This window comes from Sphaerisporangium rhizosphaerae (genome assembly GCF_042665155.1).
Classification (GTDB): Bacteria; Actinomycetota; Actinomycetes; order Streptosporangiales; family Streptosporangiaceae; genus Sphaerisporangium; species Sphaerisporangium rhizosphaerae.
Map to the genome: position 1 here is coordinate 22,019 of NZ_JBHTCG010000032.1, position 13,522 is coordinate 35,540.

Annotated in this window: 12 protein-coding genes; 3 read left to right on the forward strand and 9 right to left on the reverse strand. The window is 71.8% G+C overall.

What is annotated here, in order from left to right:
* Positions 1-95: 95 nt before the first annotated feature.
* The gene (locus ACFQSB_RS32295) at positions 96-491 is read right to left on the reverse strand and encodes a VOC family protein (protein ID WP_380830630.1); all 396 of its coding nucleotides are present in this window, start codon (positions 489-491) and stop codon (positions 96-98) included.
* A 300-nt stretch (positions 492-791) separates the two neighbouring features.
* On the opposite strand from ACFQSB_RS32295, the gene ACFQSB_RS32300 reads away from it, so the two are divergent.
* From ACFQSB_RS32300 to ACFQSB_RS32310, 3 genes are all read left to right on the forward strand, one after another.
* The gene (locus tag ACFQSB_RS32300; protein ID WP_354930490.1) at positions 792-1,766 is read left to right on the forward strand and encodes an aldo/keto reductase; all 975 of its coding nucleotides are present in this window, start codon (positions 792-794) and stop codon (positions 1,764-1,766) included.
* A gap of 129 nt (positions 1,767-1,895) precedes the next feature.
* A complete protein-coding gene (polX, locus tag ACFQSB_RS32305) occupies positions 1,896-3,584 on the forward strand; it encodes a DNA polymerase/3'-5' exonuclease PolX (protein ID WP_380830631.1) in 1,689 nt (562 codons plus the stop codon).
* A gap of 116 nt (positions 3,585-3,700) precedes the next feature.
* Positions 3,701-4,918, forward strand: coding sequence for a sulfite oxidase (locus ACFQSB_RS32310; RefSeq protein ID WP_380830632.1), 1,218 nt, complete (start codon positions 3,701-3,703; stop codon positions 4,916-4,918).
* A 131-nt stretch (positions 4,919-5,049) separates the two neighbouring features.
* Here ACFQSB_RS32310 and ACFQSB_RS32315 read toward each other — a convergent pair whose 3' ends face one another.
* From ACFQSB_RS32315 to ACFQSB_RS32350, 8 genes are all read right to left on the reverse strand, one after another.
* A complete protein-coding gene (locus tag ACFQSB_RS32315) occupies positions 5,050-6,660 on the reverse strand; it encodes a solute symporter family protein (protein WP_354839573.1) in 1,611 nt (536 codons plus the stop codon).
* Positions 6,653-6,985, reverse strand: a complete 333-nt coding sequence (locus ACFQSB_RS32320) for a DUF485 domain-containing protein (RefSeq protein WP_380830633.1) — start codon at positions 6,983-6,985, stop codon at positions 6,653-6,655. Before ACFQSB_RS32320 ends, ACFQSB_RS32315 begins: the two co-directional genes overlap by 8 nt.
* Positions 6,986-7,168: 183 nt before the next feature.
* A complete protein-coding gene (locus ACFQSB_RS32325; RefSeq protein ID WP_380830634.1) occupies positions 7,169-8,983 on the reverse strand; it encodes a sodium/solute symporter in 1,815 nt (604 codons plus the stop codon).
* 55 nt (positions 8,984-9,038) lie between these two features.
* Entirely contained in the window at positions 9,039-9,623 is a 585-nt protein-coding gene (locus tag ACFQSB_RS32330) for a DUF485 domain-containing protein (protein ID WP_380830635.1), read from the reverse strand.
* Entirely contained in the window at positions 9,620-10,393 is a 774-nt protein-coding gene (locus tag ACFQSB_RS32335) for a LytR/AlgR family response regulator transcription factor (RefSeq protein ID WP_354839562.1), read from the reverse strand. Before ACFQSB_RS32335 ends, ACFQSB_RS32330 begins: the two co-directional genes overlap by 4 nt.
* 136 nt (positions 10,394-10,529) lie before the next feature.
* A complete protein-coding gene (locus ACFQSB_RS32340) occupies positions 10,530-11,723 on the reverse strand; it encodes a sensor histidine kinase (protein ID WP_354839559.1) in 1,194 nt (397 codons plus the stop codon).
* Positions 11,724-11,814: 91 nt separating this feature from the next.
* Positions 11,815-12,048, reverse strand: a complete 234-nt coding sequence (locus tag ACFQSB_RS32345; RefSeq protein ID WP_380830636.1) for a uracil-DNA glycosylase family protein — start codon at positions 12,046-12,048, stop codon at positions 11,815-11,817.
* Positions 12,049-12,078: 30 nt separating this feature from the next.
* Positions 12,079-13,161 carry a radical SAM protein gene (locus tag ACFQSB_RS32350; protein ID WP_380830637.1) on the reverse strand — a complete coding sequence of 361 codons (1,083 nt, stop codon included), beginning with the start codon at positions 13,159-13,161 and terminating at the stop codon, positions 12,079-12,081.
* Between the last annotated feature and the right edge of the window lie 361 nt (positions 13,162-13,522).

The window sequence follows — 13,522 nt, forward strand, 5'->3', positions numbered from 1 at the left end:
GAGGCGGAAGGCCGGCTCCGCCGTACCCGGGCACCCTCGCCTCGACGCGGCGAGAGCGGCGGGCGCGTCGACCGGTGGCGACGGAGGGCCCGGCGTCAGCCGGTGCGGGGAGTGAGGAACTCCAGGCGGTTGCGGTGGCAGTCGGCGGCGTAGAAGCGGCGGTACCCGGGAAAGGCGTCGTCCCAGGTGATGGCGACGCCGTGGGCGGTGAGCCGTTCGGCCAGCGCGTCCAGGTCGGCCACCAGGATGCCGGGATGCGCCTTGAGCGCGGGCCGGAAATCCTCCTCGACCCCAAGGTGGATCTCCAGCGCGTCCGCGCGCACCCACAGCCCGCCCCGGGCGGCCAGGTCCGCCGGCTTGTCCACCTCCGTCATGCCGAGCACGCCCACGTAGAACCCCCGGCACACCTCCTCCTCCCCCGGCGGCGACGCGAGCTGCACATGGTGCAACCCGAGCCCGAAGGCGGTGGCCGCGGCGACGACGGAGGCCACGCTCTCCTCGGACGACACCGGCCCAGACGGGAGCGGCTGGGACGGGAGCGGCTCGGACGGGGCCGGCTGGGACGGGAGCGGCTCCGGACGTAGCGGCTCGGAGGGGCTCACAGCTCGCGGAACTTCGGTCGTCATGACACCTCGCTCGGCTTCCCCGGCATGTTGACCGTGCCATGGTAGCGATCAGGCTCATGCCCGCCCCTGGCGTCACCGGTACCACGGAGCGATGCCGTGAAGGTCGGCGATGGTGGCCGACCTTCCGGGCGTTCGTGGTGAGATGTCCAAGAGGAGGGATCGATTATGGAATATGTCAGGCTTGGCACGACCGGGCTGAAGGTTTCGCGCATCTGCCTCGGGATGATGAGCTACGGGGATCCGGCGCGCTGGCAGGACTGGGTGCTGGACGAGGAGCACAGCGAGCCGCTGGTGCGCAGGGCCGCCGAGGCGGGCGTGACGTTCTTCGACACCGCCGACACCTACTCGGAGGGCGCCAGCGAGGAGGTCACCGGCAGGCTGCTGCGCACGATCTTCCCGCGCCGCGAGGACTACGTGCTGGCCACCAAGGTCTTCTTCCCCATGGGGAAGGGGCCCAACGACGGCGGGCTGTCGCGCAAGCACATCCTGGACGGCATCGACGCCTCGCTGCGGCGGCTCGGCACCGACCACGTGGACCTGTACCAGATCCACCGGTGGGACGACTTCACCCCCATCGAGGAGACCATGGAGGCGCTGCACGACGTCGTGCGGTCGGGCAAGGCGCGCTACATCGGCGCCTCCACCATGTACGCCTGGCAGTTCGCCAAGGCCCAGCACGTCGCCGAGGTCAACGGCTGGACGAAGTTCGTGACCATGCAGAACCACTACAACCTCCTCTACCGGGAGGAGGAGCGGGAGATGATCCCGCTCTGCCTGGACCAGGGGGTCGGGCTGATCCCGTGGAGCCCGCTGGCGCGCGGGCTGCTGGCGCGGGCGGACGTGCCGCAGGAGGGGACGACGCGCTCGGGCGTCGACTGGCGCATCGAGCACCTGTACGGCGGGCCGGGCGACGCCGAGGTCCTCACCCGGGTGGCCGAGACGGCGGGCAAGCGCGGCGTCCCCGCGGCACGGGTGGCGCTGGCCTGGCTGCTCTCCCAGCCCGGCGTGACCGCCCCGATCGTCGGCGCGACCAAGGAGCACCACCTGGACGACGCCGTCGCGGCGGTCGAGCTGAAGCTCACCGAAGAGGAACTGACCCACCTCGCCGAGCCCTACATCACCCGCTCGGTGATCCACTGACGCCGCACGCGCGGAACGTCCCTCGAGCCCGCCTCCCTTCGGGAGGCGGGCTCGCCCATGCGAAGGCCCAAGGGGCGTCGGCGGGTCCCGGGGGCGGAATTGTCGGGGGGCCTTCGTAAGCTGGCCCCCATGGGGCGGGCCAACGACGCCGCTGCGGCGGCGCTTGAGGAGTATGCCGATCTTTTCGCGATGACCGGCGGCGACGCCTTCCGGGTGCGCAGCTACCAGAAGGCCGCCAAGGCCATCGCCGGCCATCCCGGGGACATCTCGCGGGTTAACGTCCGCGAGGTGCCCGGCGTCGGCGAGGCGATCGCGAAGAAGGTCGAGGAGTTCCTGCAGCGGGGCAGCTTCCGCCAGCTCGACGCCCTGCGCGCCGAGGTGCCCGAGGGGGTGCGCCTGCTCACGCGCATCGCCTCCCTCGGGCCCAAGAAGGCCGTGTTCCTCTTCCGCGAGCTCGGCATCGACTCGCCCGAGGCGCTGGCGGAGGCGATCGAGCAGGGCCGGCTCGCGGGCCTTCGCGGGTTCGGCGCCAAGACCGAGGAGAACCTCCTCAAGGGCATCCAGCAGCTCAGGCGGGCCGGCGAGCGGGTGCACGCCGGGGTGGCGATGGAGCTGGCCGAGCGGGTCATCGCCTCGCTCCCGGCCGCCGAGCAGATCGCCTTCGCCGGGTCGCTGCGCCGCATGAAGGAGACGGTCGGCGACATCGACGTCCTCGCGGTGGGCCCCGAGTCGCTGATGGCCGACTTCAAGGCGCAGCCGTACGTGGCGGAGGTCATCGCGAGCGGGGCGCTGAAGACCTCGGTGCGCACGACGCAGGGCCTCCAGGTGGACCTCCGCCTGGTGCCCGCCGAGTCGTGGGGCGCGGCGATGCAGTACTTCACCGGTTCCAAGGAGCACAACGTGCGGTTGCGCGAGATGTGCGTCAAGCGCGGCTGGAAGCTGTCGGAGTACGGCCTGTTCGAGGGTGAGACGGTGATCGCCGCCAAGTCCGAGGAGGACATCTACGCGGCGCTCGGCATGCAGTGGGTGCCGCCCCCGCTGCGCGAGGACGGCGGGGAGGTCGAGGCGGCCCTGCGCGGCGCGCTGCCCGAGCTGGTCACGCTTTCGGACCTCAAGGGCGACCTGCACACCCACACCGACCTGACCGACGGCATCGCGACGCTGGAAGAGATGGTCGCGGCGGCGGCGCGGCGCGGGTACGCCTACTACGCGGTGACCGACCACGCGCCGAACCTGTTCATGCAGCGGATGACCTTGGAGAAGATGCTGGAGCAGCGCGAGCGGCTGCGCCGGCTCCAGGACGAGCATCCGGGCATGCGGCTGCTGCACGGCACCGAGCTCAACATCGCGCCCGACGGCACGGTCGACTGGCCGGCGGAGGTGCTCTCGGGCTTCGACATCTGCGTCGCCTCGGTGCACTCGCACTTCACCCAGTCGCGCGAGGAGATGACCCGCCGGTTCGTCGCCGCCTGCGAGAACCCGCACGTGCACGTCATCGGCCATCCGACCACCCGCAAGATCGGCAAGCGCCCGCCGGTGGACGCCGACTGGGAGGCCGTCTTCGCGGCGGCGGCCCGCACGGGGACGGCGCTGGAGATCGACGCCTATCCCGACCGGGCCGATCTGCCCTCCGACCTGGTGCGGCTGGCCCGCCACCACGGGGTCCGGTTCAGCATCGACAGCGACTCCCACGCCGTGCCGCACATGGACAATCTGCGCTTCGGCGTCGGCATCGCCCAGCGGGCGGGGCTGACCGGCGACGACGTGATCAACACCTGGCCGCTGGACCGGCTGCTTTCGTTCCTCGGGCGGGGCTGAGCGCCCGCTCCGCGCCCGGGGGCCTCCCGCCGGAGGCGCGCGCGGAGTAGACTGGACCTATAACATGGTTTCCTGGTAGGAAATTGGTACAAGTTTGACCGGACGGGGGGTCCCCCATGGAACTCGAAGACCGGACCGGCGAGGCCACCAGGACCAGACCCGCCCCGGGACACGCGAGGAGCGCCGCGCCGGTCCCCCGGATGCGCCGCGCGCCCTCAGCGCCCCCCGCGGAGGCGCCGGCGGCGATCCCCGCGGCGCCGGGGCCCATCGTCAAGCCGCTGCCGCCCGACCTGTTCATCACCTACGGCTCCAGCGCCGAGACCCGCTGGGAGGCCATGCACGGCCAGGGGTACCACACCCCGAACGACCGCTTCTTCGTCCGCAACCACACCGCCACGCCGCTCATCGACGCCCGTACCTGGCGGCTGCGGCTGCACGGGGACGGGCTGCGCGCCCCCCGCACCCTGACCTACGAGGACCTGCTGGCCCTGCCCGCGACGACCGCGGACGTCGCCATCGAGTGCGCCGGCAACGGGCGGGCCTTCTTCGACCTCCAGCAGGACCAGCGCATGGCGGGCATCCCCTGGCGGCTCGGCGCCATCGGCGTCGCCCGGTGGCGCGGCGTGCCGCTGTCGACGCTGCTGGACCTGGCCGGGGTGCGCGCCGACGCGGTCGACGTCATGCCGCGGGGCCTCGACCCGGTGTACGTCGAGGACGGCGTCGACCACGGGCACGTGCGCCGTCCGCTGCCCGTCGCCAAGGCGCTGTCGGACGTGCTGGTGGCCTACGAGATGAACGACCGGCCGCTGCCGCCCGACCACGGGTTCCCCGCCCGCCTGGTGGTGCCCGGCTGGAGCGGCGTGGCCTCGATCAAGTGGCTCGGTGACATCGAGGTCGCCACCACCGCGCTCTCCTCGCCGTGGAACACCCGCTTCTACCGCATGTTCGGGCCCGGCCACCCGCCCGGCGGCGCCCCGCTGAGCGACCAGGTGGTCAAGAGCGCCTTCGAGCTGCCGTGGGGCGCCACGCTGCGGGCCGGGCGGCAGCACATCCTGCGCGGCCGCTCGTGGTCGGGCGGCGGCCGCGTCGTGCGGGTCGAGGTGAGCGTGGACGGCGGCCTGAGCTGGCAGCGCGCCGAGACCCGCGGGCCCCGCCCGGCGCGGGCGTGGGCGCCCTGGCACCTGGCCTGGGTACCGAGGCGGCCGGGGGCGCACATCCTGATGGCCAGGGCCGTCGACGAGACCGGGGCCACCCAGCCGGCGCGGGCGCGGTTCAACATGCTGGGCTACCACTTCGACGGCGTCGTCCAGCACCCGGTGACGGTCATCCCCTGAAACGGGCGCCGGGCGCCCGCGACGAAGCCCGGCCGGGGTCTTCCTGGGGGCGGACCCGCGGCCGGGGCGGCTGAGGGAGGATGTCCCCAGCGCTCCGGGGAGGCACCCGAAGGCGCCACCCCGGAGGGTTCTCAGTGGCCGGTCGCCTTCTCGGCGCCGGCGCCGGTGAGCGACCGCACCTCGATCTCGGCGTACTTGGCCGCGTTGTACTCCTTGCTGAGCACCGTCCCGATGTAGCCGGCCAGGAAGCCGATCGGGATCGAGACCAGGCCGGGGTTCTCCAGCGGGAACCAGTTGAAGGCCGCGCCGGGGAACAGCGAGGTCGGCGTGCCCGACACCACCGGCGAGAAGATCACCAGCAGCACGGCCGACGCCAGGCCGCCGTAGATGGCCGAGACCGCGCCCGCGGTGTTGAACCGCTTCCAGAACAGGCTGTAGAGGATCGCGGGCAGGTTGCCCGAGGCCGCGACCGCGAAGGCGAGCGCGACCAGGAAGGCCACGTTGAGGTTCTGCGCGAAGATGCCAAGGACGATCGACACCGCGCCGATGGCGAAGGCGGCGATGCGGGCGACCTTGATCTCCTGCTGCTCGGTGGCGTTGCCCCGCTTGAAGACGTGCGCGTACAGGTCGTGGGCGAAGCTGGAGGAGGAGGCCAGCGTCAGGCCCGCCACCACGGCGAGGATCGTCGCGAACGCCACCGCGGCGATGACCGCGAGCAGGATCGTGCCGCCGACGTCGCCGAAGATGAGCTGGCCGACCTTCTGCGCCAGCTGCGGAGCCGCCGTGTTGCCCGCCTTGTTCTGCGCGGCGATGGCCTTGCTGCCGACCAGCGCGGCGGCGCCGAAGCCGAGCACGAGGGTGAGCAGGTAGAACACGCCGATGATGCCGATGCCCCATAGGACCGACTTGCGGGCGTCCCTGGCGGTCGGCACGGTGTAGAAGCGGATCAGGATGTGCGGCAGGCCGGCGGTGCCGAGCACCAGGGCCAGGCCGAGGCTGATCAGGTCGAGCTTGCTGACCAGGCCCTTGGCCTCGACGCCGTACTTCAGGCCCGGGTTGAGGAAGGCGTCGCCCTTGCCGCTCTGCTGGGCCGCGTTGCCGAGCAGGCTCGACAGGTTGAACCCGAAGTGGCCGAGCACCAGCAGGGTCACCAGGGCGGCGCCGGTCATCAGCAGCACGGCCTTGACGATCTGCACCCAGGTGGTGCCCTTCATGCCGCCGACGACCACGTAGATGATCATCAGCAGGCCGACCACCACGATGGTGCCGATCTTGCCGGCGTCGGAGGTGATGCCGAACAGCAGGCCGACCAGCGCGCCGGCTCCGACCATCTGCGCCAGCAGGTAGAAGATGCTGACCGTGATCGTCGACACGCCGGCGGCCGTGCGCACCGGGCGCGGGCTCATCCGGAAGGCCAGCACGTCGGCCATCGTGAACTTGCCGGAGTTGCGCATCAGCTCGGCGACGAGCAGCAGCGCCACCAGCCAGGCGACCAGGAAGCCGATCGAGTAGAGGAACCCGTCGTAGCCCGACAGCGCGATGATGCCCGCGATGCCGAGGAAGGACGCGGCCGACATGTAGTCGCCGCCGATGGCCAGGCCGTTCTGCACACCGGTGAACGAGCGTCCGCCCGCGTAGTAGTCGGTGGCGCTCTTGGTGTTGCGGCTCGCCCAGAACGTGATGCCCAGCGTCGCGGCGACGAAGATCACGAAAAGGGTGATCGACAGCGCGTGGTCACTCATTGGTCGTGGTCTCCATCTCGTCGCGCAGCTTGCCCGACAGCGGGTCGAGCTTCTTGTCGGCATGCCGGGCGTACGCCCACGCGATCAGGAACGTCGACACGAACTGCAGCACGCCGAAGATCAGCGCCACGTTGACGTTGCCGAAGACCTTGGTGCCCATGAACCCGCGCGCCCAGCCGGACAGGATCACGTAAAGCAGGTACCAGGCCAGGAAGGCGATCGTCACAGGGAACGCCCAACTGCGGTAACGGCGGCGCAACTCCTGGAAATCGGCGCCGGCCTGCACCTGTTCGTATTCGGACGACTCGTCTTGTCGAGTGGTCACGAGACCTCCAACGTTGTGATCTGAATCACGCCATACCGTAGAAGCACCCACCCGCCGCTGCGCAGGGGTGCGGGGCATGCGGTCGCCAAGTCGTACCGAAGGATCGCTCATCTGGCGCGTACCTGCGCCCAAAGGCGCGATCCCTGCGACGAATGGTCGCCCGCCCCCTTACCCCGGCGAAGGTCAGGTGGAGCGCGGCCGCCAGTCGCCGCGGTTGACGTCGAGCGTCTCAGGCGTGTGCAGCCGCACCATCGTGCGGGCGACGCCGCGCGGAACGCCTCCGGGCGTCAGCAGCGACACGACGATCATGACGGCGAAGGAGATCGGCACCGTCCAGGCCGCCGGCTGGGCCAGCAGCGCCCCGGTCCAGCCGGTGTACGGGCCGCCGGTGATGACCGCGATCACGGCCGCGCTGGCCAGGCCGCCGCCGGTGAGCAGGCCGGCCATCGCCCCCGCGGCGCTCAGCCGCCGCCACCAGATGCCGAGCACCAGCAGCGGGCAGAAGGAGGACGCGGCCACCGCGAAGGCCAGGCCGACCACGTCGGCGACGGCGAGAGATCGGGCGGAGGTCGCCAGCACCAGCGGCACGGCCACCGCCATCAGCGTGGCGGCGCGGAACGACTGCACTCCCCCGCGCAGGATGTCCTGGCCGATGACGCCCGCCACCGACACCGCGAGCCCGGAGGAGGTGGACAGGAACGCGGCGAACGCCCCGGCCGTGACCAGCGCGCCGAGCACCTCGCCCGCCGTCCCGCCGACCAGGCGCGCGGGCAGGGTGAGCACCACCGCGTCGGTGCGGCCGGTCATCAGCAGCTCGGGGGTGTAGAGGCGGCCGAGCGCGCCGTAGATGGCGGGCAGCAGGTAGAAGGCCCCGAGCAGGGTCAGCACGACGAGGGTCGTGCGGCGGGCGGCCCGCCCGTCGGGGTTGGTGTAGAAGCGCACCAGGACGTGCGGCAGTCCCATGGTGCCGAGGAAGGTGGCCAGGATGAGCGAGTAGGTCGCGTACAGCGGGTGCTCCCGGCCGTGCAGGGGCAGCGCCCACTCGTGGTCGGTGAGCACCGGCAGGTTCTCGGCGTGCGGCACCAGGGCCCCGGCCGGGAAGCCGAGCGTCGTGTCGGCGGTGACGGTGTGCGGGCCGGGCGCCAGCGTGAGGCGCTCCCCCCGCAGGACGCGGCCGTCCACCCGGCCCTTCGCGGTGACCTCGACCGGCCGCTGGACGCCGACGGTGACGTCGACGCCCATCGTCACGGTGACCGGGGCGGCGAACACCGGAGGCGCGTCCCCCTCGGGCGCGGGCCTGCCGTGCGCGTACCAGGCGAACAGCAGGAACACCACTGGCAGGGCGAGGGCGGTCAGCTTCAGCCAGTACTGGAAGGCCTGGACGAAGGTGATCGAGCGCATCCCGCCGGACAGGACGTTGACCGCGACGACAACGGCCACGAGCAGGCCGCCCACCCACGCGGGGCCGCCGGTGATCGTGCGCAGCACCAGGCCGGCGCTCTGGAACTGCGGCATCAGGTACAGCCAGCCGATCAGCACCACCAGGACGCTCGCCATGCGCCGCACGGCCATCGACTCCAGCCGGGCCTCGGCGAAGTCGGGCAGCGTGTAGGCGCCCGAGCGGCGCAGCGGCGCCGACACCAGCACCAGCAGCACCAGGTAGCCGCCGGTCCAGCCGACCGGGAGCCACAGCATGTCGGCCCCGTAGGCGAGGATCAGGCCGGCGATGCCGAGGAAGGAGGCCGCCGAGAGGTACTCCCCGCCGATCGCCGAGGCGTTCCACAGCGGCGAGACGGTGCGCGAGGCGACGTAGAAGTCGGAGGTGGTGCGCGAGAGCCGCAGGCCGAAGGCCCCGATGAGGACGGCGGCCACCATGACCACCACCACCGCCGCCACCCCGAGCCCGGCGTTCAGCGCCGTGCTCCCGCCCGGACGGAGGTCGGGCTCGCCGGAGCCGGCGCCGCCGAGGTGCGCCGCCGGAGACCGCCACCCCGGCATGTCCGGGGTCGGCGTATCCCGGAGCTGTCCCCGGCACAACCGGCGGCGCGGCCGGTCACCGGCGCTCGACCAGGTCGGCGAAGTGGCGCTCGTTGCGCTCGGCCTGGCGGACGTACAGCCAGGCGCCGGCCACGAACGCCGGGTAGATGAGCCCGGCCAGCACCAGCCACGGCAGCGGCACGCCGAGCAGGCGCACCTCGCGCAGGCCGGGGACCAGCAGGAACAGCAGCGGCAGGCCGCCGATGACGCACGACAGCACCGTGCAGACGAACAGCGCCAGCCGGAACTGGGTGCGCACCAGCGAGCGCATGTAGACCTCGCCGAGGCTGGTCTGCTCGTCGATCTCCCGGGTGACGGGCTGGCGGGGCCTGCGGGCGGCGGTGGTGCGCGGGCTGGTGACCACCTGCCGCCGCGGCCGTTCGGGGGTCTTCGGGGCGATGCGCCGCCACCCGCCGTCCTGCGGCCGGTCCCCGCGAGCGGAGGCCGGCGGGGACGGCTCGCGGTCGGCGCCCACTCCGCGCGGCCGTTCCTCGCGCGGCTCGCGGTCGGCGCTCACTCGACGCGGCCGTTCCTCGCGCGGCTCACGGTCGGCGCTCACTCCGCGCGGCCGTTCCTGACGCGGCTCACGGTCGGCGGTCACTCGGCGCGGCCTTTCCTGGCGCGGCGGACGAGCAGGTCGCGCAGCTCGCGGGTGTGGCGGCGACTGACCGGGATCTCGGTGTCGCCGATGCGCACCGTGCAGCGGCCGGAGTCGATGTGCAGCTCGTCGATGTGCTTGACCGCGACCAGGTGGCTGCGGTGCACGCGGATGAACCCGGCGCCGGCCCAGCGCTCCTCCAGCGCGGCCAGCGGGATGCGCACCAGGTGGCTGCCGCTCGCGGTGTGCAGGCGCGCGTAGTCGCCCTGGGCCTCGACGTAGCGGACGTCGGAGCTGGCCACGAACCGGGTCACCCCGGCCAGTTCGACCGGGATGGTGTCGCCCTCGGGCGCCGGACGCGCGGCCTCCTCCCCCGCTCCCGGACCGCCCGGGATGCCGGCGCAGACCCTGCGGATGGCCTCGGCGAGCCGTTCGGGACGCACCGGCTTGAGCAGGTAGTCCTCGGCCTTGATCTCGAAGGCGTCCACCGCGTGCTCTTCGTAGGCGGTGACGAACACCACGCGCGGCGGCCGGGCGAACTGGGCCAGCAGGCGGCCGAGCACGACGCCGTCCAGGCCGCGCATGCGGATGTCCAGGAAGACCGCCTCGACCGGCCTGCCGTCGGCCATGGCGCGGTCGAGCATCTTCAGCGCCGACGCGCCGTCGCGGGCCAGGGCGACCTCGCCGATGCGGGGATCGGCGCGCAGCAGGTACGCCAGGTCCTCAAGCGCCGGCTGCTCGTCGTCCACCGCGAGCACGCGCAGGCCCGTCACCTCACCGCCACTCACCCTGACTCGCCCAGAGGTCGCCGAACCGGGGCGCCGACCTGGCGAAAGTTGCTCCTCATCCCCCTAGAGGGTGGTGAATCGGGCAGGGGAAGTCAACGGGTCAGACGCCCGGCGCTGATAACTATACGGAGACGCCCGGCCGGTATTTGGGCAGGCGGACGCTCACCTTGGCCCCCGCGCCCACGGCCGTCTCGACCACCAGTCCGTACTCGTCGCCGTACACCTGGCGCAGCCGCTCGTCGACGTTGGCGAGCCCGACGCCGCCGGTGCCCGACCGCTCGTCGGGGTCGCCGGACAGGATGCGCCTCAGCCGCTCGGGGTCCATGCCGATGCCGTCGTCCTCCACGCTGATCAGGCACTCCGCGCCGGCGTCCTCGGCGGTGATGGCGATGCGCCCGACGCCGTCCTTGCTCTCCAGGCCGTGCCGCAGGGCGTTCTCGACCAGGGGTTGCAGGCACAGGAACGGCACCGCCACCGGCAGCACCTCCGGGGCGATGCGCAGCGTGACGCGGAGCTGGTCGCCGAAGCGGGCCCGTTCGAGGGTGAGATAGCGGTCGATCGAACGCAGCTCCTCGGCCAGGGTGGTGAACTCGCCGTGCCGCCGGAAGGAGTAGCGGGTGAAGTCGGCGAAGTCCAGCAGCAGCTCCCTGGCCCGCTCGGGGTCGGTGCGCACGAACGAGGCGATGGTGGTCAGCGAGTTGTAGATGAAGTGCGGGGAGATCTGCGCGCGCAGCGCCCGCACCTCGGCCTCCATGAGCAGGGTGCGCGAACGGTCCAGCTCGGCCAGTTCGAGCTGCGAGTCCACCCAGGCGGCGACCTCGCCGGTGGCCCTGACCAGCCCGGCGCTTGCGTGGTCGCCGTAGGCGGCCAGGGACCCGACCACCCGGTCGTCGGTGGTCAGTGGAACCACCACGGCGTACCTGACCGGGCACTCCGGCGACAGGCACCACACGACGTCGGGGCCGAGCACCTGGATGCGCCCGTCGCGGAGGGTCTCGGCGGCGTGCGCGAAGGCGTCCTTGGCGTGGTGCTCCCCCGCGCCGTCGTAGACCAGCAGCTCCTCACCGTTGGTGATGGCGATGCCCGGCGAGCCGAGCAGCTCACGCAGGTAGCGGGACGCCTTGAGCGCCCCGGCGGCGGTCAGCCCCGCCCGCAGCGGCGGCGCGGCCAGGGAGGCGGTGTGCAGGGTCTCGAAGGTGGCGCGTTCGGCGGGGCTGGTGCCGAGCTCGCGCCGGCCGCGCAGCACCCGCCACAGCACCACGGCCGGCACCCCGACGAGGGCCAGCAGCACCGGCACGGCGAGCAGCGGTTCCACGCCGCCGGAGCCTACCCGCGCCCGCCGGTACCCAATAACCCACCCATCGCCGGACCGCCCGCCCCCTGCGCCGGACGGCACACCCCCCACGTCACTCTCGCTGCCGAACGTCCTCCGGCGCGGATCGGTCGGGCAATTCCTGCCGCGCGGCGCAGCCGGAGGCGTGCAGGGCCGGCCAGAACCGGTTTCCCGGGGTCGCGAAGCTGTGCCCGGCCGCGACGGAGAGCGGCGCGGGATTGATGCCGACGAAGACAACGGTCAGCTTCTCGGCGAGGACGTCCGCCAGCCCTCCCGCGGGGAGATCCGCCCTCTCTTGATCACTCATGGTGTCCCTGCCCGCCCGGGTTCGGCGTGATCAGAACAGCGTCGCCTGTCGCGGCGGTTCCGGCCGGCCGCGTCGGCCGTGCAGGGCGAACTTGTCGTCGGTGGCCTGATCCGGCAACGGCAGCCCGTACCGGGTCAAGAGAGGAAACAGGCGGGCACGCATGTCCTTGCGGTAGTCCGGGAGGACCTCTGAGCCCTTCGCGTACAGCGTGGTGTAGGTGTCGAGGAGTTCGGGGTGATGGATGCGCAGCCAGTCGAAGAACACCTCCTTCACGCCCGAGGCGAGATACAGCGGTGTCCAGTGCACGCCCGTCGCGCCGGCCTGCGCCACGGCCCGGACCATCTCCTCCAGTTGGGCGGAGCTGTCGCTCAATCCGGGCAGTACCGGGGCGAGGAAGACCGTGCAGTCCAGACCCGCCTCACGAATCGCCCGCACGGTATCCAGGCGAGCCCGGGTGGTCGCGGTGCCCGGCTCGACGGACTGCTGCATCTCGACATCCGGCAGGGATACCGAGATGCCCAGGTGCACCGTGGTCACGGCGCTCGCCGTGACCAGCAGGGGCAGGTCCTGGCGGATCAGTGTGCCTTTCGTCAGTATCGAGAAAGGCACGCGCGCGGCGGTGAGTGCCCCGATGATGCCGGGCATCAGCCGGTAGCGGCCTTCCGCACGCTGGTACACATCGGTGTTCGTGCCGAACGCGACGCGCGGCGGCAGTTTGCGCTTGCGTGCCAGCTCACCTTTGAGCACCTCGACGATGTTGACCTTCACGATGATCTCGCGGTCGAAGTCTTCGGCCATGTTGAGGGCGAGCCGGGTGTGGGTGGGCCTGGCGAAGCAGTACCGGCACGCGTGCGAACAGCCCCGGTAGGGGTTGAGGGTCCATTCGCCCGGCAGCATCCGCGCGTCGTCGGGGACCTTGTTCAGCGCGCTCTTGGCCAAGATCTCGTGGAAGGTCACCCCCTGGAATTCCGGGGTGCGCACACTGCGAACCAAGGTCGACAGACGGGCGAGCCCCGGCAGTGCCGTGTCGTCCACAGCGTCCGTGCGCTGGCGATCCCACCGCATCGGTGCGGGCCCGTCACCGCGGGTGTGCTCCTTCTCCGGGGAAGTCATGGTGTCTTTCAACCTCCGCTTTCGGTTCCCGAAGGATGCGCCGATGACGAACCAGATGAGGTGCCGTCCTCTGAGTCGCTCATGCTGTTTCGCAACCGTCGACGGCGACAGACGATTTCTTGATGCCCGTGCTTTTCGACAACCCTGTCGCGTCATGGATGTTTTCGGCAGCCGGGCTGGGAGCCCCACGGGACCGCGATGAGCGGCTCGCCCGTCGAGCCGGACTACAGCGTGTCGAGCAACTCCGACCCTATCGTGCTGGGAAGGGAGGTGATGGCCCGCGAGAAGTCCTGCGACCACCACCACTACCACCGCGAAACCGCATCCTCGCCGAAGACGACACACTCGAACCGGCGGCGCG

Bases quoted from the DNA above. Each gene is read 5' to 3' on its own strand.
- ACFQSB_RS32300 (WP_354930490.1), top strand. From the start codon at position 792: ATGGAATATGTCAGGCTTGGCACGACCGGGCTGAAGGTTTCGCGCATC.
- polX (WP_380830631.1), top strand. From the start codon at position 1,896: ATGGGGCGGGCCAACGACGCCGCTGCGGCGGCGCTTGAGGAGTATGCC.
- ACFQSB_RS32310 (WP_380830632.1), top strand. From the start codon at position 3,701: ATGGAACTCGAAGACCGGACCGGCGAGGCCACCAGGACCAGACCCGCC.
- ACFQSB_RS32315 (WP_354839573.1), bottom strand. From the start codon at position 6,660: ATGAGTGACCACGCGCTGTCGATCACCCTTTTCGTGATCTTCGTCGCC.
- ACFQSB_RS32325 (WP_380830634.1), bottom strand. From the start codon at position 8,983: ATGCCGGGGTGGCGGTCTCCGGCGGCGCACCTCGGCGGCGCCGGCTCC.
- ACFQSB_RS32345 (WP_380830636.1), bottom strand. From the start codon at position 12,048: ATGAGTGATCAAGAGAGGGCGGATCTCCCCGCGGGAGGGCTGGCGGAC.
- ACFQSB_RS32350 (WP_380830637.1), bottom strand. From the start codon at position 13,161: ATGACTTCCCCGGAGAAGGAGCACACCCGCGGTGACGGGCCCGCACCG.